Source organism: Agrobacterium sp. SORGH_AS_0440, assembly GCF_031453135.1.
Lineage (GTDB): Bacteria > Pseudomonadota > Alphaproteobacteria > Rhizobiales > Rhizobiaceae > Agrobacterium > Agrobacterium pusense.
Genome location: NZ_JAVIYR010000001.1, coordinates 1913766 through 1936435 on the forward strand (window position 1 = coordinate 1913766; position 22670 = coordinate 1936435).

General features: G+C 60.2%; 20 protein-coding genes and 1 pseudogene. 14 read left to right on the forward strand and 7 right to left on the reverse strand.

Translation table 11 applies throughout. From position 1 onward, the window contains the following. The first annotated feature begins 3 nt into the window (after positions 1 to 3). From QE453_RS08645 to QE453_RS08685, 9 genes are all read left to right on the forward strand, one after another. Positions 4 to 1728, forward strand: coding sequence for an ABC transporter ATP-binding protein (locus tag QE453_RS08645; RefSeq protein ID WP_309776772.1), 1725 nt, complete (start codon positions 4 to 6; stop codon positions 1726 to 1728). A gap of 42 nt (positions 1729 to 1770) precedes the next feature. Continuing rightward, positions 1771 to 2958, forward strand: coding sequence for a galactarate dehydratase (locus QE453_RS08650; RefSeq protein ID WP_309776774.1), 1188 nt, complete (start codon positions 1771 to 1773; stop codon positions 2956 to 2958). Further along, positions 2945 to 3832 carry an aldose 1-epimerase gene (locus QE453_RS08655; RefSeq protein ID WP_309776776.1) on the forward strand — a complete coding sequence of 296 codons (888 nt, stop codon included), beginning with the start codon at positions 2945 to 2947 and terminating at the stop codon, positions 3830 to 3832. Before QE453_RS08650 ends, QE453_RS08655 begins: the two co-directional genes overlap by 14 nt. Positions 3833 to 3985: 153 nt before the next feature. After that, positions 3986 to 4747, forward strand: coding sequence for a FadR/GntR family transcriptional regulator (locus QE453_RS08660; protein ID WP_309776778.1), 762 nt, complete (start codon positions 3986 to 3988; stop codon positions 4745 to 4747). 78 nt (positions 4748 to 4825) lie between these two features. Beyond that, positions 4826 to 6334 carry an ABC transporter substrate-binding protein gene (locus QE453_RS08665; protein ID WP_309776779.1) on the forward strand — a complete coding sequence of 503 codons (1509 nt, stop codon included), beginning with the start codon at positions 4826 to 4828 and terminating at the stop codon, positions 6332 to 6334. A gap of 67 nt (positions 6335 to 6401) precedes the next feature. Further along, the gene (locus QE453_RS08670) at positions 6402 to 7349 is read left to right on the forward strand and encodes an ABC transporter permease (protein ID WP_034497866.1); all 948 of its coding nucleotides are present in this window, start codon (positions 6402 to 6404) and stop codon (positions 7347 to 7349) included. A gap of 12 nt (positions 7350 to 7361) precedes the next feature. After that, a complete protein-coding gene (locus QE453_RS08675) occupies positions 7362 to 8234 on the forward strand; it encodes an ABC transporter permease (protein WP_309776781.1) in 873 nt (290 codons plus the stop codon). A gap of 21 nt (positions 8235 to 8255) precedes the next feature. Beyond that, positions 8256 to 10040, forward strand: a complete 1785-nt coding sequence (locus tag QE453_RS08680) for a gamma-glutamyltransferase family protein (protein ID WP_309776782.1) — start codon at positions 8256 to 8258, stop codon at positions 10038 to 10040. Positions 10041 to 10044: 4 nt separating this feature from the next. Continuing rightward, a complete protein-coding gene (locus QE453_RS08685; protein ID WP_309776783.1) occupies positions 10045 to 11856 on the forward strand; it encodes an ABC transporter ATP-binding protein in 1812 nt (603 codons plus the stop codon). A gap of 39 nt (positions 11857 to 11895) precedes the next feature. On the opposite strand, the gene QE453_RS08690 is transcribed toward QE453_RS08685, so the two are convergent. The 7 genes from QE453_RS08690 to QE453_RS08720 form a co-directional block, all read right to left on the reverse strand. Then, positions 11896 to 12705 (reverse strand): inositol monophosphatase, encoded by an 810-nt coding sequence (locus tag QE453_RS08690; protein WP_309776785.1) that lies wholly within the window; start codon positions 12703 to 12705, stop codon positions 11896 to 11898. Further along, positions 12702 to 13538 carry a glycerophosphodiester phosphodiesterase family protein gene (locus QE453_RS08695; protein WP_309776787.1) on the reverse strand — a complete coding sequence of 279 codons (837 nt, stop codon included), beginning with the start codon at positions 13536 to 13538 and terminating at the stop codon, positions 12702 to 12704. Before QE453_RS08695 ends, QE453_RS08690 begins: the two co-directional genes overlap by 4 nt. A 1-nt stretch (position 13539) precedes the next feature. Continuing rightward, a complete protein-coding gene (locus QE453_RS08700; protein ID WP_034497853.1) occupies positions 13540 to 14574 on the reverse strand; it encodes an ABC transporter ATP-binding protein in 1035 nt (344 codons plus the stop codon). 9 nt (positions 14575 to 14583) lie between these two features. Beyond that, complete coding sequence (locus QE453_RS08705) at positions 14584 to 15408, reverse strand: ABC transporter permease (protein WP_004444541.1); 825 nt, start codon at positions 15406 to 15408, stop codon at positions 14584 to 14586. Position 15409: 1 nt separating this feature from the next. Beyond that, positions 15410 to 16258 (reverse strand): ABC transporter permease subunit, encoded by an 849-nt coding sequence (locus tag QE453_RS08710; RefSeq protein ID WP_309776789.1) that lies wholly within the window; start codon positions 16256 to 16258, stop codon positions 15410 to 15412. A 32-nt stretch (positions 16259 to 16290) separates the two neighbouring features. Continuing rightward, positions 16291 to 17442, reverse strand: coding sequence for an extracellular solute-binding protein (locus QE453_RS08715; RefSeq protein ID WP_034497849.1), 1152 nt, complete (start codon positions 17440 to 17442; stop codon positions 16291 to 16293). A gap of 235 nt (positions 17443 to 17677) precedes the next feature. Next, positions 17678 to 17881 (reverse strand): CsbD family protein, encoded by a 204-nt coding sequence (locus QE453_RS08720; protein ID WP_004444538.1) that lies wholly within the window; start codon positions 17879 to 17881, stop codon positions 17678 to 17680. A gap of 244 nt (positions 17882 to 18125) precedes the next feature. On the opposite strand from QE453_RS08720, the pseudogene QE453_RS08725 reads away from it, so the two are divergent. The 5 genes and pseudogenes from QE453_RS08725 (at position 18126) to catE (ending at position 22615) form a co-directional block, all read left to right on the forward strand. Next, positions 18126 to 18534 (forward strand): annotated as a pseudogene (locus tag QE453_RS08725) (low affinity iron permease family protein). Between the two features lie 82 nt (positions 18535 to 18616). Further along, positions 18617 to 19234, forward strand: coding sequence for an NAD(P)H-dependent oxidoreductase (locus QE453_RS08730; RefSeq protein WP_309776940.1), 618 nt, complete (start codon positions 18617 to 18619; stop codon positions 19232 to 19234). Between the two features lie 195 nt (positions 19235 to 19429). After that, positions 19430 to 19747 (forward strand): PepSY domain-containing protein, encoded by a 318-nt coding sequence (locus QE453_RS08735; RefSeq protein WP_309776792.1) that lies wholly within the window; start codon positions 19430 to 19432, stop codon positions 19745 to 19747. A gap of 39 nt (positions 19748 to 19786) precedes the next feature. Beyond that, entirely contained in the window at positions 19787 to 20389 is a 603-nt protein-coding gene (locus QE453_RS08740) for a general stress protein (RefSeq protein ID WP_309776793.1), read from the forward strand. A 72-nt stretch (positions 20390 to 20461) separates the two neighbouring features. Next, positions 20462 to 22615 carry a catalase C gene (catE, locus tag QE453_RS08745; RefSeq protein ID WP_113382336.1) on the forward strand — a complete coding sequence of 718 codons (2154 nt, stop codon included), beginning with the start codon at positions 20462 to 20464 and terminating at the stop codon, positions 22613 to 22615. Positions 22616 to 22670: the final 55 nt, after the last annotated feature.

Sequence of the window (22670 nt, forward strand, 5' to 3'; positions counted from 1 at the left end):
CGGATGAGCGACATTCTTTCCATGAAGCCAGCCAAACCGCTGCTTGAAGTCCGCAATCTGGTCACTGAATTTCCGGTCAGAAACGGCGTTTTCCGGGCCGTCAACGATCTGTCTTTCTCAATCGATCCCGGCAAGACGCTCTGCGTCGTTGGCGAAAGCGGATCCGGCAAATCCGTCACCGCCCGCTCCATCCTGCAGATCATCGACAGTCCCGGTCGCATTGCGTCCGGGTCGATCATCCTCAACCGCGCCGACGGCACCTCTCTGGATCTGGCAAAGCTCGATCCGCGCAGCCGTGCCATCCGCTCGGTGCGCGGCGCTGATATCGCGATGATCTTTCAGGAGCCGATGTCGTCGCTTTCACCCGTGCATACCGTTGGTGACCAGATCATCGAGGTCCTGCGGCTGCACCTCAAGATGAGCAAGGCTGAGGCGCGCGCCGAGGCCATCGAACTGTTGCGGCAGGTGGAAATCCCCAACCCCGAAAAGGCGCTGGATCGCTACGCCTTCCAATATTCGGGCGGCATGCGCCAGCGTGCGATGATCGCCATGGCGCTGGCCTGCAAACCGCAGCTTCTGATCGCCGACGAACCGACGACGGCGCTCGATGTGACGACACAGGCCGAAATCCTCGACCTGATATCGCGGCTGCAAAAGGCGCATGGCATGGCGGTGCTGTTCATCACCCACGATATGGGTGTGGTGGCGCAGATTGCCGACGACGTGCTGGTCATGCACCATGGGGTCGCCAAGGAATATGGAACCGTGGATGAGATATTCCACAGCCCGCAGGACCCCTATACCCGCATGTTGATCGGCTCCGTGCTGAAGCTGGAGCAGAAGGCTGAAATCCGGCTTGCGCGACCTCCGCTCGATCTCACGGCCGCGCCGGTGCTCGAAGTGAATGACCTTTCCATGCATTTCGGCGAGATGAAGGCGCTGGATGGCGTGTCGATCAAGCTATTGCCGGGAGAGACGCTCGGCATCGTCGGCGAAAGCGGTTCCGGCAAGACCACGATGGGCCGCTCCATCATGCGCCTTTACGATCCGACCGGCGGCGCGATGCTCTATCGCCGGGCAGATGGCAGCGTGGTCGATCTGGCCAGGATAGAAGGTCCCGAGCTGAAAGCCGCACGGCGTGAGCTGCGCATGGTTTTCCAGGACCCGTTCGGCTCGCTCAATCCGCGCATGACCGTGGCACAGGTCATCGGCGAGCCGTTGCTGGTCAACGGCATTGCCAGGGGCAGGGAGTTGGATGAGCGTGTCTGCGAGCTGATGGAGCAGGTGGGTCTCGATCCGGCCGGACGTGAGCGTTACCCGCACGCCTTTTCCGGCGGCCAGCGCCAGCGCATCGGCATCGCCCGAGCCATAGCCCTGAAGCCGCGTATCATCGTGGCGGATGAGGCGACTTCGGCGCTCGATGTTTCGGTGCGGTTCCAGGTGCTGGATCTTTTGATGCGGCTGCAGGACGAGCTGGGGCTCGCCTATGTCTTCATCAGTCACGATATCGGCGTCATCCGCTATATGTGCGACCGCGTAGGCGTGATGTATCGCGGCAAGCTGGTGGAAGTGGGAGACGCCGAAAAGGTCTGCAACGCGCCGGATCATCCCTATACGCAGGCGCTTCTTTCCGCCATTCCGCGCCCGGACCCACGCGACCGGGACCGTACCCGCAGATTCCGCTACGTCGAACCATCCGAAGTCAAGAACGGGGCCGTCGCGCGATGATGCCGGGCCTCGCACGCTGCAATTCATGAGGAAGACTGAAGCATGAAAATCGATCGCATGCGGGTATTCGTCACCCGCGACAAGGACCGCCCCCGTGTCATCGTCGCTCTCGATACCGATGACGGTTTGACCGGCTGGGGTGAATGTTACAATCACGGCCCCGATCTCACCCTGCCGCCGGTGCTGGATTACCTCTACGGATTCCTCGCCGGTCAGGATCCGACACGGGTGGAGTATCTCTATAATCTCCTGCTCCAGCAGAACCGCTTTCCGCCTGGAGCGCTCGGTCTGTCGGCGATCTCGGCGCTCGATCATTGCCTCTGGGACCTAGCGGCCAAGGCGGCGGGCGTGCCGGTCTACAAGCTGCTGGGCGGCGAAGTGCGCGACCGTATCAAGGTCTATGCCGGTGTCTACACCGCTCCGGATGCGCCGGCGGCAAAGGAGGAATTCGACCGTCTCAACGAGGATTGGGGCTTCACGGCCTTCAAGCTCAGCCCGTGGCGCCTCGATATCCACGCCCATCGCTGGGGCGAGGTGGTGCGCAGTTCCGCCGAGTATTTCCGTTCGCTTCGCGAAACGGTGCGGCCCGACTACGACATCGCCTTTGACGCCCATGCCAAGATTTTCGAGCCAGCGGCCGCCCGCCAGCTTGGCAATGCGCTTGCCCCTTACGATCCGCTGTTCTTCGAAGAGCCTTTGCGCCCGGAAAACATCGAGATGTGGGGAGACCTGAAACAGGGGCTGAACTGCACGCTGGCAACGGGTGAAAGCCTTTATAATCGCAATGAGTTCCTGCGTCTTCTTCAGGTAAAGGGTGCGGATATCATCCAGCCCGATATCTGCGTCGTCGGCGGCATTTCGGAGATGCGCCGCATCGCCACGCTCGCGGAAGCCCACTTCGTCAGCATCGCGCCGCATAACCCGATGGGACCGCTCGCCACCGCCGTCAACGTGCATTTTTCCGCTGCCCAGCAGAATTTCCGGATTCTCGAATACCGGCTGCCGAAAGGGCAATGCTACGTCTATGGCGGCACCGATCTCGAAAAACGCGAGGACGAAACCCGCTATGTCGTCGACCCCTATCTGCCGAAGGACGGATATCTGGAGCTGAGGCCCGACCGCCCGGGCTGGGGTGTCGAGATGAATGAGAAAGCCATGCAGGAAGATGGCTATGTTCATTGGCAAAGACGAGTGCCGAAACGGCCTGACGGCTCCTATGCCTTCGCCTGAAACGGTTACGATTGCCTGCGGGCGGCTCTCTGCCCGCCTGCGCCCCGCCTGGGGTGGCAGGATGACCCATCTGTGGCACGGGGACTACGGCGATATTCTGGTGCCGACAACGGAGCAGGATTTCGATCGGTTCAACTGGCCGAGGGCCGGCGCATACCCGCTGTTTCCCTATCACAACCGGCTCTATCGCGGGTCCTTCGTCCATACGGGTATCCGCCATGACCTGCTGCCGCATCCGGCGCTTGCGCCTGACGCCATGCATGGCCCGGCTCACCGCCGGCCTTGGGAGATTTCAGACCTTTCTTCGGATCGGGTCGCATTGGCACTGGACTACGAGGCTGACGGAGAGTGGCCGTTTTCCTTCCGCGCCGAGCAGTCTTTCCTGCTGGAAGACGACAGCATGACCGTGGAATTGTCGATAACAAATCGCGCTAATGTGCCTGCGCCGGTGTCGCTGGGCTGGCATCCCTATCTGGCGGCCGGGCTCGGTTGCGACGCGCGGACGGACGCCAAACTGCAATATCCGCTGGACGCGCAGAACGTGCCAACCGGCCATCCGCCGGCACCTCACCCGAAACCCGCCATTCCCGCAGCAACGGGATACACATTGCATTTCACCGATTGGTCGAGCGCGCAGGTCGACTTCGATAGGTTTTCACTACGGCTCGAAGCCGATGCGGTTTTCGGCCATCTCGCCGTACACCGCATGGAACGTTATCTCTGTCTTGAGCCCGTTTCCATGGCCGCCGGAGCGCTTGGCCTGCCTCAGGCGCAGCGAGAAGGGCAGGGTCTGATGACGGTTGGCCCCGGCGAGCGCCTGTCGGGGCGCATCAGGCTCTCCTTCGATCTTCAGGATGGGCGGGTGCGTCTATAGCGCCCAATCGCCCAGCGCCCGCCGTTTACCTTCAAAAACGCCACATGCCCATATTTTGAGCGTCAGTTATTGCCGCTTAAAAATAAGCTTGACGACGGCGAAAATTTCTCACCAAATGAACCAATGTGAGATTGGTTCGGTAAATGGTGCGACGTGACGGTGAACCCCAACGACAACTCCAACTACGCGCTTGCGAAGTTGCGGGAGTACGTTCAGACGCAGGATCTTGCGAAAGACCGTCGCCTGCCCACGGAGCGGGCCTTCGCGGAAACCTTCAATGTCGGCCGTCGTGCGGTTCGTCGCGCTCTTGAGGTTCTGGAAGCTGAAGGCCTCATATGGCGGCGGCAGGGGGCCGGAACCTTTGTGGGTGAAAAACCGGATGATTGGTCCGCCCAGTTCACGGAACTGGTCGCCGGGACGGATTTCATGGAAATCATGGAAGTACGCCTGCGCATCGAGCCGCAGCTGGCACAGCTCGCGGCCATGCGCGCCAAGCCGGACGAGGTGGAGCGTATGCGCGCCCTTGTCGAAAAGACCAGTCAGAGCACTGATGCCGACGCCAAGGAATTATGGGATGGCTCGCTCCATCGCCAGATTGCCCAGAGCGCTGGCAACAAGCTTTTCCTGTCCATCTTCGATGTCATCAACCGCGTGCGTCAGGATGATGCCTGGCAGTCGATACGGGAGCTTGCCCGGCGCAGCGGCGCAAACGGCAGAGCGTCTTTCGAACAGCATATGGCCATTGTCGACGCCATCGCCGACCGTGATCCCGCCAGAGCCGGTGAAGCCATGCGTCAGCATCTTCTCATGCATCAGGAAAGGCTGATCCGCGCCACGTCTCTCGGCTTTCTGGAGGAAGGCGTCGGGAAGGGCGATGCGGCCGAAGCTGTTAGTTCGATGACTGAGGCTTCTTGAGGCCACGGATGAAAACTGCCGCCCCTCACGGGGCGGCCAATGACAAAAAGTCAAAATAACCTGACCAGAGGAACGAACATGAAGAAAATCCAGACATTGACTGCGGCGCTGTTGGCAAGCGTATTTCTGGCCTCGCCGGCGCTATCGTCCGAATTGCGCATCGGCCTCAATGACGATGCCGATGTGCTCGACCCCGCGCAATCGCGCACCTTTGTCGGCCGCATCGTTTACACCGCCATGTGCGACAAGCTGGTGGATATCTCGCAGGACATGAAGATCGTGCCGCAGCTTGCCACCGAATGGGCCTGGTCCGAAGGCGGCAAGGTGCTGACAATGAAAATCCGTGATGGCGTCAAGTTTCACGATGGTGAAACGCTTGATGCGGCGGCTGTCGTCGCCACCATCGAGCGCAACATGACGCTGCCGGAATCTCGCCGCAAGAGCGAGTTGTCGTCTGTCGAGAAAGTCGAGGCGACCGGGCCGCTGGAAGTCAAATTCACCCTGAAGACGCCTGACGTTACCCTGCTGGCACAGCTTTCCGACCGCGCCGGCATGATCGTCGCGCCGAAAGCTGCCAAGGAACTGGGCGCTAATTTCGGTTCGAAGCCCGTCTGCGCCGGACCGTTCAGATTTGTCGAGCGCATCCAGCAGGATCGCATCGTACTCGAGAAATTTGCTGACTATTGGGACAAGGACAAAATACTCGTCGACAAGGTCGTCTACCTGCCGATCCCCGACACCACGGTGAAGCTTGCGAACCTTCGTGCCGGCGATCTCGATATCGCCGAGCGCATCTCGGCTTCCGATGCGGAATCCGTCAAGAATGATCCCAAGCTAACCTATGCCGATGTCATCGGACCGGGCTACATGGCCATGTATGTCAACATCAACAATGGGGCACGCGCTGACAATCCGCTCGGCAAGGACAAGCGCCTGCGTCAGGCCTTTTCCTACGCGATCGATCGCGAAGCGATCGGCCAGATTGTTTTTGAAGGCACCTCCAAGGCCGGCAATCAGGCATATCCGCCCTCAAGCCCCTGGTTCAACCAGAACCTGCCGGTTCCGCCGCGTGATATCGACAAGGCCAAGCAGTTGATGAAGGAGGCGGGTTACGAGACGCTGGACGTCGAGCTTCAGCACGCCAACAACACAACGCAGACGCAGATGATGCAGGTCATTCAGTCCATGGTGGCGGAGGCCGGCTTCAACGTCACCCTGAAGGCCACGGAATTCGCGACGCTTCTTTCCGAGCAGACCGCCGGCAATTATCAGCTCAGCCGCTCCGACTGGTCGGGACGTATCGATCCCGATGGCAACCTGCACCAGTTCGTCACCTGCAAGGGCGGCATCAACGATGTGAAATATTGCAATCCTGAAGTGGACAAGCTGCTGAACGAGGCCCGCGCTTCGACCGACGACGCGGTGCGCAAGGAAAAATACGATGCCGCAAGCGTCATCCTCAACGATGACATGCCGATCATCTATCTCGGCCACCAGCCTTATGCCTATGCCATCTCCAAAAAGGTCAAGGACTGGGCGCCTTCGCCTGACGGCATGATCCGCCTTCTCGGCGTTTCCAAGGACTGATCCCTTCGCATAGGCCGCACGGCTTGCCGTGCGGCCGCCAAGACCGGACCAAAACGGGGGCAATGCCATGCCTGTTTATATCGGCAAGCGACTGCTGGTCGCGATCCCGACGCTTCTGATCATTTCCATTTTCGTTTTTTCCCTGCAGAAACTCCTGCCGGGCGATCCCATCCTCGCGATGGCTGGCGAAGAGCGCGACCCCGCCACGATTGAATTCCTGCGGGAAAAATATCGCCTCAACGACCCCGTGCCGATGCAATATCTCAACTGGCTCGGCGGCGTGGTGACGGGTGATTTCGGCATTTCGTTGCGCACGAACCAGCCGGTTCTGGAACTGATTGGCCAGAAGCTGCCGGTAACCATTCAGCTGGCTGTCATGGCGATGTTTTTTGCCATGATCATCGGCATTCCCATCGGCATTCTGGCCGCCGTCAAGAAGAATACGTGGATTGACTACACGGCCAATATCGTGGCGCTTTCCGGCCTGTCCATCCCGAATTTCTGGCTCGGCATCATGCTCATTCTGCTGGTATCGGTGAAACTCGGCTGGCTGCCGGCATCGGGTTATGAATCGATCTTCGTCGACCCTGTCCGCTCCATCGAAACCATGATCATGCCCGCCTTCGTGCTGGGCAATGCACTGGCGGCGACGCTGATGCGCCATACGCGTTCGGCGATGGTGGCGGTGCTCAGCTCCGATTACATCCGCACCGCCCGCGCCAAGGGGCTTTCCCCGCGCGAAATCATCCTGTCTCACAGTTTCCGCAACGCGCTTCTGCCCGTTATCACGCTCTTGGCGCTGCTCTTCGGCGAACTGCTGGCCGGTGCGGTTCTGACGGAGCAAATTTTCACGATCCCGGGCTTTGGCAAGATGACCGTGGATGCGGTCTTCACCCGTGATTATGCCGTCGTGCAGGGCATCGTGCTTTGCACCGCCGTCGGTTTCATCCTCATGAACCTGCTGGCCGACATTGCCTATGTCCTGCTCAACCCCCGCCTAAGGGCGACAATCTAAGGCCCTGATATCATGACCGTTCTGGATCAAAACCTTTCGATACCGGCGACAGGGCAGGAAAGCCGCGCCTGGAAAAAGATGAAGCGCAACAAGTCGGCGCTCGCCGGCTTGATCATCGTCGTGTTTTTCGCCGTGCTGGCGATTGCCGCGCCGATACTGCCGATTGCCGATCCGGTCGCGACCAGCTGGTCGGCCATCCGCAAGGCGCCGTCGGCGGCCCACTGGCTCGGCACGGATGATCTCGGCCGCGATATTCTCTCGCGCATGATCTATGGCGCTCGCGCTTCGCTGATGGCCGGCGTCGTCTCCGTCATTATCGCCGTGGTGATCGGCGTCCCCTTCGGGTTGATCTCCGGCTATTTCGGCGGCTGGGTGGATATGGTCATCTCCCGCATTACCGAAGCGCTGCTCGCCATGCCGTTCCTGATCATGGCGATCGCGCTTGCCGCCTTTCTCGGCCCGAGCCTTACCAATGCGATGATCGCCATCGGCCTTTCCGCCATGCCGATCTTCGTGCGGCTGACGCGCGGGCAGGTGCTGGCCGTCAAGATGGAGGATTATGTCGAGGGTGCAAGGTCTATCGGCCTCAACCACATCGACATCATGACCCGCTACATCCTGCCGAATGTCTTTGCCCCCATCATCGTGCAGGCGACGCTGACTGTGGCGACCGCCATCATCGCGGAGGCGAGCCTTTCCTTCCTCGGGCTTGGCCAGCAGGCGCCCGCGCCCTCCTGGGGTTCGATGCTGAACACCGCCAAGAACTTCTTGAGCCAGGCGCCATGGATGACGATGTGGCCCGGCATTGCCATCTTCCTCGTCGTCATCGGTTTCAATCTTCTGGGCGATGGTCTGCGCGATGCGCTCGATCCGCGCGAAGCATGATTTTTTACAAGGAATATCGGAATGACTGATTTCACCACACGCCCTGAAATCCTTGGCACCTTCGGCGTCGTCACCTCAACCCACTGGATCGCCTCGGCGGTTGGCATGGCAATCCTAGAGAAGGGCGGCAATGCCTTCGACGCCGCCGTCGCCACCGGCTTCGTCCTGCAGATCGTCGAGCCGCATCTGTGCGGTCCGGGCGGTGACATGCCCGCCGTGTTTTATTCGAAGCAGAAGGACAAGGTGGAGGTCATCTGCGCCCAGGGCCCGGCTCCGAGCGGTGCGACGATTGAACATTATACTTCGGAAGGTCTGAAACTCGTCCCGGGCGACGGGCTGCTTGCCACCGTCATCCCCGGCGCCTTCGATGGCTGGATGCTGATGCTGCGCGACTATGGCACGATGAGCGTGCGCGACGTGCTGGAACCGGCCATCTATTATGCCGAACATGGGCATCCAACGCTGCCGCGTGTCTCTGCCACCATCAAGGGGCTAGCCCATTTCTTCGAGAAGGAATGGCCTACTTCCTACGAAACATGGCTGCCGGGCGGTGCCGCACCGGAGCCTCACGCCAATTTTCGTAATCCGGTTCTGGCGGCGACCTATCAGCGGATCATCACTGAAGCCGAAGCGCGTTCTGGCCGCGAAAATCAGATCGAGGCGGCGCGCGATGCCTTCTACCGGGGTTTCGTTGCGGAAGCCATCGACAGTTACGTCAGCACCGCAGAGGTAATGGATGCCAGCGGCACAAGGCACAAGGGTGTGCTGACGGCGAAGGATATGGCCGGGTGGAGCGCCACCGTGGAGGCGCCGCAGACGCTCGATTACCACGACTGGACGATTGCCAAGACGCCAGCCTGGGGGCAGGGTCCGGTCCTGCTGCAATCGCTTGCGCTGCTGAAGGGCTTCGACATTGCGGCCATGGACCCGTCCGGTCCCGATTTCATCCACACCATCGTCGAAGCCATGAAGCTCGCCTTTGCTGACCGCGAAGTCTATTACGGCGATCCGGAATTCGGGCAGATTCCGACGGAATATCTCCTGTCGGAAGGCTATAATGCCGGACGTCGCGCGCTGATTGGCAGCGAGGCCTCGCTGGAGCTGCGCCCAGGCATCGTGCCGGGTTACGAAAAGCAGGTGGACGCGACAATGGCGATGCTGGCGGAAATGAGCGGCAAGGGCACCGTCTACGAGCCGACCATGTCGCATCTCACCGAAAAGCGCGGTGACACCGTGCATATCGATGTCATCGACCGCTGGGGCAACATGGTGTCCACCACCCCGTCGGGCGGCTGGCTGCAGTCGTCTCCCATCGTGCCGGGCCTCGGTTTCGCGCTCAATTCCCGCGCCCAGATGTTCTGGCTAAAGGAAGGCCTGCCGACCTCGCTTGCACCGGGTAAACGCCCGCGCACCACATTGACGCCCTCGCTTGCGCTGCATCAGGGCCGGCCTTCCATGGTCTTCGGTACGCCGGGCGGCGACCAGCAGGACCAGTGGCAGCTGCCCTTCTTCCTGCGTTATGCCCACCACGGCAAGAACCTGCAGGCGTCGATCGATATGCCCTTGTTCCATACCTCGCATTTTCCGGGTTCGTTTTATCCGCGCACCAGTTCACCGGGTGAAATCATGGTGGAGGGCACGGTGGGTGAGGCGACGCTTGCCGAGCTTCGCCGTCGTGGCCACCGGGTTACCGTTGCCGATGCCTGGTCGGTCGGGCGGCTCACCGCCGCGCGCCGCGATGCGGACGGCCTGCTGCGCGCCGCCGCAACACCGCGGTTGATGCAGGCCTATGCGGTGGGGCGGTGAGACCATGGAAACAAATCCAGTCCTCTCCGTCCGCAACCTCACCACCTCCTTCCTTGTCGATGGCGCTTGGAAGAGTGTCGTGCGTGATGTCTCCTTTCATGTCGCGCCCGGTGAAACCGTCGCCATTGTCGGGGAATCCGGTTCCGGCAAATCGGTGACGTCGCTGTCGCTGATGCGTCTGCTTGCGCCGGCCTCCAGCCGGATAGAAGGCGAGGTGCTGCTTAACGGCCGCGATCTGCTTTCGCTTTCCGAAAAGGAAATGCGCGGTGTACGCGGCAACGATATCTCGATGATCTTTCAGGAGCCGATGACGTCGCTCAATCCGATCTTCACCATCGGCCGCCAGATTTCGGAAGTTCTCATTCGCCATAAGGGGCTTTCGAAACACGAGGCGCGGGCCGAGACGGTGCGGCTTCTGGAAAAGGTCCGAATTCCCAACGCGGCGGGCCGTTTCGACGAGTATCCGCACCAGTTTTCAGGCGGCATGCGCCAGCGCGTGATGATCGCCATGGCGCTCGCCTCACGACCGAAACTGCTGATCGCCGACGAGCCGACGACGGCGCTCGACGTGACCATTCAGGGCCAGATCCTCGACCTCATCAAACTGCTGCAGGAAGAGGAGGGCATGTCGGTGCTCTTCATCACGCATGACATGGGCGTCGTGGCCGAAATCGCCGACCGGACAATCGTGATGTATCGCGGCGACGAGGTCGAGACCGGGCCGACCGAGGAGATATTCAAACGCGGCAAGCATCCCTATACACGGGCGCTGCTTTCGGCGGTGCCGAAGCTCGGCTCGATGCGTGACCGGCACTGGCCGACGCGTTTTCCCGTGCTCGACATGAAGACCGGTCTTTCGGCTGAGCCTCAGGAGGTGGCGGAGACCGTTGCGAGCGGTCAGACGCCGGTCCTGTCGGTGAAGAATCTTGTGACACGTTTTCCCATCCGGTCCGGCCTGCTGGCGCGCCAGACGGGTGCGGTTCACGCCGTTGAAAACGTCTCCTTCGATCTCTTTCAGGGTGAAACGCTGTCGCTTGTGGGCGAATCCGGCTGCGGCAAATCCACCACCGGCCGCTCGATCATGCGGCTTGTTGAGCCGTCGTCCGGCGATGTGTCACTCGATGGTTATGATGTGATGCGTCTCGATACGGTCGGGGTCCGCAACATGCGCAAATCCGTGCAGATGATCTTTCAGGACCCGTTCTCCTCGCTCAATCCGCGCATGACGGTGGGTACGGCAATTTCTGAACCCTTCATCAAGCATAAATTGGGCACCACGAAACAGGCGAAGGAAAAGACCGCCGATCTTCTCGAAAAGGTCGGGCTTTCAGCCGACATGGCCAATCGCTACCCCCATGAATTTTCGGGCGGCCAGCGCCAGCGTATCGCCATTGCCCGTGCGCTCGCCCTCGATCCGAAGGTTATCGTCGCCGACGAAAGCGTCTCTGCGCTCGATGTCTCGATCAAGGCGCAGGTGTGCAATCTGCTGCTAGACCTGCAACAGAGCCTCAACCTCGCCTTTCTGTTCATCAGCCATGACATGGCGGTGGTGGAGCGTGTCAGCCATCGTGTCGCGGTGATGTATTTGGGGGAGATCGTCGAGATAGGCCCGCGGGCGGCTGTTTTCGACAATCCGCAGCATCCCTACACAAAAAAGCTGATGGCGGCTGTGCCAGTGCCCGATCCGTCAAGGCGGGGGATAAGGCGTGGCATATCCAATGACGAGCTGAAGAGCCCGATACGGGCTATGGGATATGAAACACCTGCGCGAAACTACAAGACGGTATCACCCGGCCATCTGGTGCAGGTGGCCTGAGGCGGGTGCTGCGGTATCGGTGCTTCGAAGAAGAAGCTTTTATGCCGGGTTCTTGAGCGGAACGCCTCGCAGGTGCTCCATCAGGTAAGCATGGGTCGCGGGATTGGCGACGATCAGCGTGCCCGTCTTTTCGTAGAATTCCGGACCGCGACCCCACCAGTCAGTCACGATTCCGCCCGCCTCCTGCACCAGCAGGATGCCGGCTGCGGTGTCGACGAAACCGGTTTCCTCATAATAACCGGTCAGCCGGCCGCAGGCCACATAAGCGCATGAATTGGCGGCGCTACCGACCACACGGACCGCGCCGATGGGGGCGCGGATCGAGTCGAGGCGCTGATAGGCGCCTGGATAAAGCTGGAGATTGGGCGTCGGCAGGCCGGTGCCGACGCACATCAAGGCAACATCGGTGCTGGCATTGACCTGCAGGCGCTCGCCGTTGAGATAGGCGCCTTCCCCCTTGATCGTCGTAAACATCTCGCCGGAGACGGGATTGTAGACCAGTCCGCATATGGTCTCGTTGCCGCGCCTAAGCGCGATGGTGATCGTGTAATGTTGGCCAAAGAGGAAATTGGTGGTGCCGTCGATTGGATCGACCAGCCAGCGATGATCCTGATCGGCTCCTTCCACGGGCGCAAATTCCTCGCCGGTCAGTCCCCAGGGATATTGGCCCAGCAGACGCTTTCGGATCAGCGTCTCGGAATCCCTGTCGGCGTCGGAAACGAAGTCTCCCGGACCCTTGACGCCGATCTCGATGTCGCGAAAGCGCCGGAAATGGTCGAGCGTCAATGCGCCGGCTTCGCGGGCGGTGGCGACCATGTGCTCGAGGATGGCGCTGTAATTGACTGTCATTTGCTGAAAACCTCTGCGAGCCCTTCGGGGTCATCGGTGGTGATCTGGTCCACCTTCAGCCTCAAGAGCCGCTCGACTGCATCAGTGGATTGCGGCGTGACGCTGTTGATCGTCCAAGCATCCACACGGCGGCCCGCGGCATGGATTGGGGCGATGATATCGACACCAGCATCCGCAGCTGCAAGCACGATTTCGTACGCGAGGTAGATCATGTCCGCATCGGGTGCTGTGGCAAGGGCGTCTTCGATGAAGCCCAGATAGTTTCCGCTTGCCTTCAACTCTGCAAGGGTGCCGCGATGGCAGGGGTCATAGCCAGTGCGAAGGCCGGGGGCCAAGCCAGCCAGCGCGGTAATAGCGTCGAAATCGCCGCCTGACAGGATCACCGACTTTGCGATGGGTGAAACGCTTATCCGGAAGCCGGCGACCACCTGTGGGCCAAGCGCCTGCCGGTTTTCCTTGAAATCGAGCTGTAGCAGGGCGTCGGGATGAACGGTGTAATCCGCGAGCAGGGCGCAAAGGTCTTCAAGCAACATCACTTTCGAAGCGATTGGCTGGCCGTCATTATCGCGCAGGTGAAGCTGTCGCAGGGTTGCGGCGGATGTATCGCGTACACGGCCGGTGCCAGTGGTTTCCCGCTCCAGCGTCCGGTCATGCAAAACGGCGCAACCGTGATCGGCATGAATGACGAGATCGACTTCGATGCTTGCACCGAGCCGCATCGCTTCGATGATGCGCTCCCCCGTAAAGACCGGATCGGAAGCACGGCGGCGGCCGCGGTGCCATTTGAGCCAGGTTTTGTGGCCGTTGCGGTCGATGAGTATCGGATGAGTCATGTCAGCTCCGGTAGATCGGGCGGTTGTCGCGATAGGCCGTGATGGAACGGGGCGAAATCCGTACCCCCTGTCCCGCCCGGAACATATCCGGATGGGAGACCATGGATTTGATCCTGGTGCCATCGGTCAGATCAAGGTCGACAAGGCCATGGGTGCCATAATCCGTCACCCGGTGCACACTCCCCTCCGGTGTTTCGGAGGTCGCCAGATCGATGGCTTCCGGGCGAACGGCGAGAATGGTCGGGCCATCAGAGACGGGAAGCGGAAAGGTGAAGCCAGCGCGCATGAAGTTCCCACCTGAAACCATGCCCTCAATCAGGTTCATGGTGCCGATGAAGCCGGCGACGAACGGGGTCTTCGGCTCCCGGTAGATCACATTCGGCCGGTCGATCTGTTCGGTCTTGCCATTCGCCATCACGACGATGCGGTCTGCCATGGAAAGCGCTTCGTCCTGGCCGTGGGTGACAAACAGCGTGGTGATGCCGAGACGCTGCTGGATATCCCGAACCTCTTCCCGCAGCCTTTCGCGCAGATGCTGGTCGAGACTGGCGAAGGGCTCGTCGAGAAGCAGGATTTTCGGCTCCAGAACCAGCGAGCGGGCAAGCGCCACACGCTGCTGCTGGCCGCCCGAAAGCTGGCTTGTGGCTCGCTCGCCATAACCGGAGAGACCGACGAGTTCGAGCACGGCCTCCACTTTCTCCCTGATCACGGCAGCCGGCATGCGGCGCAGTTTGAGGCCGAAAGCAAGGTTTTTGAACACATTCATGTGGCTCCAGAGCGCGTGGCTCTGGAATACCATGCCGGTCGGCCGCCGCTCCGGAGGCAGGCGGGTGACGTCTTCGCCATCTATGGTGATTTGCCCGCCTGTCGGTTGCTCGAACCCGCCAACCATGCGCAGCAACGTCGATTTTCCCGAACCAGAGGGGCCGAGAAGGCAGACGAGTTCGCCATCAGCGACATCGAGCGAGAAACTGTCGACTGCCTTGGTGCCACCGGAAAAGCTTTTCGTGACCTGGCGAATGTGGAGTACGGACATGTAGATTTCCTAACCGCCGAAACCGCGGGCAAATGCGCCGCCTCCGATGACGCGGCGGGCGAACATGAGGGCAATGAAGGACGGCACCCAGAGCAGGACGGACAGAACTGCACCATACTGGATGACCATCTGGTTGTTGATGTAGCTGATCATCAAAACCGGCATCGTGCGAATGCCGGGCGCCCCGATCAGCCATGCACCTTCGGTCTCATAAAAAGTACCAACGAAGCTCAGCATAACGGCGGCGGCAATAGTCGGTCCCGCCTGTGGCAGGGTAATTGACCAGAAGACCCTGAGCGGGCTGGCGCCGACATCCCGGGCGGCTTCTTCCATGCGCCGATCGACGGCCTGGAAGGCCGCCACGGGAATCCAGATCATGAACATCAGCGTGCCGACCAGCTGGATGAGAACGACGCCCCAGAAGGTACCGATGAGGTTGAGCTGCAGGAAAATGGCGGCAATTGCCACCAGAAGCCCGAATTTCGGAAAGGCGTGGCCGGCGAGGAAGGAGAAGAACAGGAGGTTGCGGCCGGGAAAGCTCATACGCGCGAAGGCGTATGCGGCAGGAAGGCAGATCACCGCCGAAAGCAGCGTCACAACCGTCGTCAGCCGCAGGCTCAGCATCAAAGCGTTCCACACGTCAGCGCGGCCAAGTGTCTGGCCCCAGAACCGGAAACCGAACTGTTGTGGGATGACATTGGGGAAACGCCAGACCTCGGTGAATGCCCATGTGCCCACAACAAGCAGCGGCCCGACGATGGCGATGGTGAGAAGCGTAGCAAAAAAAATGCCTGGCCAGTCCATGCGGGCTCGAGCCCGCGTCATCGTCGTCATGTCATTTCCCCTGGTTGCGCGCGACCGAACGCACATAAAACAGGCCGAAAGCAATGCAGAAACCGAAAGCGATGACGGCCTGTGTCATGGCGCCGATGGGATCCTGCACTTCGCGCAGCGTGCGCTGCATGAAAGGGCCAAGCATTTCGGGAGAGGCCGGTCCGAGAAGATATGGAAGGGTGAAGGAGGAAAAAATGCCGAGCACCGAAAAGGAAAGCGCCACGAGAATGGAATTGGTAATGCGTGGCAGGATGATGTGACAGAAAACCTGCAGCGCGTTTGCGCCGACATCCCGCGCCGCCTCTACCGACTGGTTGGCAACGCTTCCAAGCCCCGCGAGCAGGATAAGCACGGTCAGCGGAATATTGTCCCAGACAAGACCGATGACGGGTCCCCAGGGCGTGAGATAGGGCGTGCGGATTTTCGGCAGGTCGACGGCGTTGAGCAATATGTCAACCATGCCGTTCGGACCGAGAACGCGGATGAAGGCGAAGGCGAGGATGATGGAGGGCACGAACATCGGGAATATGGCCAGCGCCTGCACGTAGGCCGAGAGGCGGCCCTGCGAAAAGCGCAGGTAAAGCGCGATCGGCAGGCAGATGACCAGCAGGAGGATCGCGCAGACCATCGTCGTCCACAATGTCACGGCAAGATTGTCGAGACTGTAGCGGTCCGAGAAGAAAAAGCCGTAGCTGGAAAGGTCGAAACGCGTTTCACCATTGGCGTCGATGCGCCAGACAGTGCGGCCGATGGCGTTGATCGCTGGCCATATAACGAGCCAGATCATCAGGAATACGGGTATGGCAACGAGCAGGAGGCCGCTTGGCCTCCTGCCTGACGTATTATCCATGAGCGTGCGAGCCGCTCCTTCTGCGACTTCCGTCACGACTTGCGGTCAACGTTGGGAGCGACGTTGCGATACCAGCCATCATTGATGGCGGTTTCCCATTTACCGGCCGGGAAGGTTGGAATGGTCTGGGGGATGATGTCGGCGAAACGCTTGCGCAGTTCTGCCGGCACAAAGTCCCAGGAAACGCCGGGAAAGCCGCCAAGTTCGGTGAGGATTGCCCCCTGGATTTCTTCCGACAGCACGAAATTCGCGAGCTTCAGGGCCGCATCGCGATTGGCGCCGTTCGCCAGTACGACGGCACGCGAAAAATTGCCGCACAGCGCGAGATCCTGAAGCTGCACCAGACCGGTTTCCTTCGGCAGAACGCCCTGGTCGATGGCCTGAAGCACCTGGTCGGACCAGACCGGGGTCATGGTGACGACGCCCTGGGAAAGAAGCTGCAACGACTGGGTGTTGCCGGACGAGTAGGCGCCCTTGTCGTAAAGCGACGGTGCGATGTCCTTGAGCAGTTCCCATGCCTTGCCGAGCGCCTTGTCGCCTGCTTCCGGCGTGTAATTGTCGACAGTGAATGCCTTGGGATCAAGGCCGTTCGCCTGATGGATGGCGCGACGAACGAAATTGCCGCCCGAACCGCCCTTGTCGGGGCGGTTGTAAACGAATTGACCCGGATTGGCCTTGATCCAGCTGACGAGCTGATCCCATGTCTTCGGCGCATCCGCCGGCTTCAGCTTGCTCGTGTCATAGGCGAGCAGGACCTGGCTGCCGCGATAGGGCAGGCTGTACTCGCTCTGGATAGCGAGCGGGTTGACACGCGAATAGTTGGAAAGGCCGGCCTTCGCCATGTTCACATAGATACCGGCTTCGATGGCGCCGGCAGGCAACAGGGGATCGGCCGTTTCGAAATAATCGGCCTGCGGATCGGTACCGGTCTGCTTCGCGGCAACGGCGCGCTCGCCGATGGCGATAATGCCGGCGCCGTCGCCAGCGTCGACCAGATTGAGCTTCAGGCCAGGATTGGCGGCTTCAAAGGCGGGCTTGATCGTGTTGGACCAGAAATCGAGGATGTTTGTATCCGAACTGGTGTACCAGTCGATCGTGCCCGCAGCGGCGAAGCTCATGCGCGGTGCAAGGGCGAGACCGGCGGCGGCGCCTGCGGCGGACATCATAAAGGTGCGGCGTTTCATCTATGTCTCCGATATTGTCGGCGCGAGTGGAACTGTCGAGCGCTGCCCGAGGGGCTGGTAGGGCGAAGGCCAGTCGTTGCACAGCCGTGCATTTTTGGACCAGCCGGCGGCGGTTCTAATGTCTTTCCATAACGCTTTCGTGACAGTCCGCCCGCGACGCCTCGGAGCCGCGCGCTCATATCGCGCCTATTCGCGACGGAGCATAAAGAAATACCCCGCCGAAGCGGGGTTTCCGTTACCAGGTCTGGCGACCATACCAGTCGTCAATGTCTTTTCGGGTGCGGTCCTTCTCGTAACCGTAGCGCTCCTGAATCTTGCCTTCCAGCTGTTCGCGCTTGCCGTTGATGACGTCAAGGTCGTCGTCGGTGAGTTTGCCCCACTGCTCCTTGACCTTGCCCTTCATCTGCTTCCAGTTACCTTCAACACGATTCCAATCCATTGGATCCTCCCACTGTTTTTGGTCTGCACCTGTAAATGTGCGAAGGCAGATCGGGTTCCGGCAAAACGCGAACATCGCACGCGGGCTTGAAACATTGGGCGAAGATAAAGCGCGGCACGGAATTCCTTTCCGTGTGCGTTTCTACATGACGGAACAATCATTGCCCTCGATTGTTAGCTTCACTGGAAAGCCTCGGTCCTTACCGGGCTTTGGTTTCGTGTCGAGCCGCAGGGTTCAGCGTGTCATGAACAAGTTCTTCACTCGCTTTGCGAGCCGTATCGCATCTTTCTCAGGTTCGCCCAGCGCCTTTGTCGTGGCGCTCGCCACCGTCCTCATTTGGGGCATCAGCGGACCCCTGTTTGATTTTTCGGGAGGTCTGGCAACTCGTCATCAACACCGGCACGACGATCGTCACCTTCCTGATGATTTTTCTCGTGCAGAATTCCCAGAACAGGGATTCCGCCGCGATGGAGGCGAAACTGGACGAGTTGCTGCGGGCTGTAGAGCAGGCGCGCGCCGACTTCATCGGCATCGAGCATCTGACGGAGGACGAGATCGAGGAGATCCGGACTCGTCTCGAAAAAGAAAACGGGCGGGAAAGCAACAAGCCGCCGCCCCATCACGCCATGGATCGTCTGCTTTCCCGGCGTTAGTCACCGGCCCCTGACCGATGGCCGATCATTGTTCACAACACTTTCGAAACCCTGGAAAGACCGTATGGCTGAAGGAGTTACCATGCCACTCACCGTTCTTGCTTTGAACGCGACTCTCAAACCGTCGGCCACGTCCGAACCATCCTCCACCGAGAAGCTGCTGGACCTCATATTACGGGAATTCGCCAGCCAGGATATCAAGGCCGAGACGATCAGGCTCGCCGATCACGATATCAAGCCGGGCGTCAGTTCAGATGAGGGCGAAGGCGATGCCTGGCCGGCCATTCGGGAAAAGATACTGAAGGCCGATATCCTGCTCATGGGAACACCGATCTGGCTTGGCCAACCTTCGAGCGTTTGCAAGAGAGCGCTGGAGCGCATGGATGCATTCCTGGAGGAAACCGATGATGTGGGTCGGATGGTTTCTTATGGCCGGGTTGCGGCTGTCGCGGTTGTCGGAAATGAAGACGGCGCCCACCATGTCTCGGCGGAGCTTTTTCAGGCGCTGAATGACGTCGGCTTCACCATCCCTGCCAATGCTGTTGCTTATTGGGTCGGGGAAGCGATGGGGTCGACGAATTTCGTCGATCTGGACAAGACGCCCGATGCCGTCAAAACCATGGTCAGTATGCTGGTGCGCAATACCGCGCACCTGGCGGCTCTTCTCAGGAATTCCCCGTATCCCGGCAGCGATCAGTAGCGCGGATTTTGTTCCGGCTGGTGAACAGGCACCGCCTCGGTCGCCGCGCGGAGGCGACGGTTCAAGCGGCACCCCCCTCATTATTTTTTGGAACTCTCCGCCTCCCGCTTTGTTCGGAAGGCGCCTTTCCCGGGCCGGAAAGGCACCGTCTCCGACGGGAAGTATGGCTGATGGTGAAAAGGGAGGAAGACCCAAATGAAGAAGACTTTTTTCATGGCGTTGTTTGTTGGAGCCGGGGCTGTTTCGGCCTTTGCCCAGCAGGCTCCGACAGCCAATCCCGGTGGTGGTACGCCGGCGGTTGTGACGCCGGACACGAAAAATCCGACGGCTCCGGTGGAAGGCGCCAACAGCTTCACGGAGGCGCAGGCGAAGAAGCGGATGGAGGAGTCCGGTTACACCGGGATCACAGGCCTCACCAAGAATGACAAGGGCGTGTGGATGGCATCGGGAATGAAAGACGGAAAAACCGTGGCCATAGCACTCGATTACCAGGGCAACGTCGTCGCCAGGTGAGGGCAGGACTTAAGCGCACGGACTTTTGGGAGAAACATGATGAGAACCGTAACTGCACTTTTTGATGATTATGATGATGCGAGTAACGCCGTCAGCGAACTCGAGCGCGCGGGCATCCCCTCAAGCGACATCAGCATTGTGGCCAGTAACGCCGACAGACGCCACGGCGAGGACAGCAAAGCCGCTGAAGGTGCCGGCACCGGTGCCGGCATCGGGGCCATTGTCGGCGGCGCCGGCGGCCTGCTGACGGGCCTCGGCATGATGGCCATACCCGGTGTCGGACCCGTCGTCGCCGCTGGCTGGCTGGCCGCCACCGCCGTCGGTGCGGCAGGCGGTGCTGTTGCCGGAGGAGCCACTGGCGGATTGATCGGAGCCATGACCCGCTCAGGCGTTTCGGAAGAGGACGCCAATGTCTATGCGGAGGGCGTGCGCAGAGGCGGAACTCTCGTCACTGCGCGGGTTGAAGACGATCTTGTGCCTGAGGCGGAGGCTATCCTCCGACGCTCGAACTGGGTCGATCCCTTCGAACGGCGTTCGGCCTATGGTCAGGAGGGCTGGACGCGTTTTGACGAAACGTCGAGGCCCTACGCCGCTGAAGATGTTGAGCAGGAGCGGAACCGATATCGCCGCTCGGCGCTTTGACAGGAGCATTCCTCACCGCCCACCGGGCGTGGCGTCCTGCCACGCCCTTGCGAAAAGCTTTCAGGAGTTACCATGGCCAAAAAACCGGAAACCACCGCATCGGCGGGAAAAAGCGACGTTGTTACGATCCACGACCAGAAACTTTCCCGCGGCGAGGGCGGCGAGTTGCACCAGACCGCCGAAGGCGACGCACCCGTCTTGACGACCGCGCAGGGCGGGCCAGTCGCCGATGACCAGAATACGCTTCGCGTCGGTCCTCGTGGCCCGCTTGTCATGGACGATTTCCATTTCAGGGAAAAGCTCTTTCATTTCGATCATGAGCGAATTCCAGAACGTGTCGTTCATGCCCGCGGTTATGGGGCCCATGGCTATTTCGAGACCTACGATTCCCTGGCCGCCTACACGAAAGCGGATCTTTTCCAGCGTGCGGGCGAAAAAACCCCGGCTTTCGTGCGTTTTTCGACCGTGGCCGGCAATAAGGGCTCATTCGATCTTGCGCGCGACGTGCGCGGCTTCGCCGTCAAGCTTTATACGCAGGAAGGCAACTGGGATCTCGTCGGCAACAATATCCCGGTATTCTTCATCCAGGACGCCATCAAATTTCCCGACCTCATCCATGCCGCAAAACAGGAGCCAGACCGCGACTTTCCGCAGGCGCAAACGGCTCATGATACGTTCTGGGATTTCATCAGCCTCACGCCCGAAAGCATGAACATGGTCATGTGGATCATGTCCGACCGCACCATTCCGCGGTCGTTCCGGTTCATGGAAGGGTTCGGCGTGCACACCTTCCGTTTCATCAACGCGAAAAACCAGTCGACTTTCGTGAAGTTTCACTGGAAGCCGAAGCTGGGTCTCCAGTCCGTGGCGTGGAACGAGGCGGTGAAGATCAATGGTGCCGATCCCGATTTCCACCGTCGCGATCTCTGGGCGGCCATCCAGTCCGGCAATTTTCCGGAATGGGAGTTGCAGGTCCAGCTTTTCGACCAGGATTTCGCCGACAGCTTCGATTTCGATGTCCTCGATCCCACCAAAATCATTCCCGAGGAGATATTGCCGCCGCAGCCGGTCGGCAGGCTGGTTCTCGACCGCATGCCGGACAACTTCTTTGCCGAAACCGAACAGGTGGCGTTCATGACGCAGAACGTGCCGCCGGGAATCGATTTCAGTAACGACCCGCTGCTGCAGGGAAGAAATTTCTCCTATCTCGATACACAATTGAAGCGTCTCGGCGGGCCGAACTTCACGCACCTCCCCATCAATGCGCCCAAGTGTCCCTTCGCGCATTTCCAGCAGGATGGCCACATGGCGATGCGCAATCCAACCGGGCGCGCCAATTATCAGCCCAACTCCTTTGGCGAAGGCCCGCGAGAATCGCCAGCGCGCGGCTTTACACATTTTGCAGGCGAAGAGCAGGGCGCCAAGGCGAGATTGCGGCCGGAGAGCTTCGCAGATCACTACAGTCAGGCCAGGCAATTCTATCTCAGCCAGACTCCTCCCGAACAGCGCCATATCGCCTCCGCCCTCACTTTCGAGCTGAGCAGGGTGGAGACGGTCGCCATACGTGAACGGATGGTGTCGCATCTCCTCAACATCGATGAAACGCTTGCGTCGACAGTTGCCCAGAAGCTTGGTTTCCAGACGATGCCTAAACCGGCGGAGGCGGCAGTGCCGACCCGACAGGACCTGGAGCCTTCACCCGCCCTCAGCATCGTCAATCGAGGGCCGCAACGTTTCGAAGGGCGCAAGCTCGGCATTCTCATTACGGATGGCGTCGACGCAAAATTGCTGCAGGGGCTGACCGAGGCTGTTACGGCCGAGAAGGCCGTCTTCGAGTTGATCGCGCCTAAAGTCGGGGGCGCCGTGGCTTCGGACGGCACTCTCATTAAAGCGCATTACATGATCGATGGCGGTCCTTCGGTTCTCTTTGATGCGGTGGCCTTGTTGACATCGGCAGAGGCCATCGACGATCTCGTCAAGGAAGCAACGGCCCGGGATTTTGTCGCGGATGCGTTCCAGCACTGCAAGTTCATCGGTTATGACCAGTCGGCCCTGCCATTGCTGGAAAAGGCCGGAATTGCCGATGCCATGGATGAAGGCGTTTTGCCTCTGCCGGGAGAAGACGGGTTGGCAGCCTTTGTTTCCGAACTCGGCAAGTTGCGCGTTTGGGCGCGCGAACCATCGGTCAAGCTTGGGAAGGCATCAGTCCCTGTCGCTAACGGATAACGCAACCGGCGGCGTGCCCTCATCGTTTAAGGGAGCGCCGCCCGCGGCCAGTGCG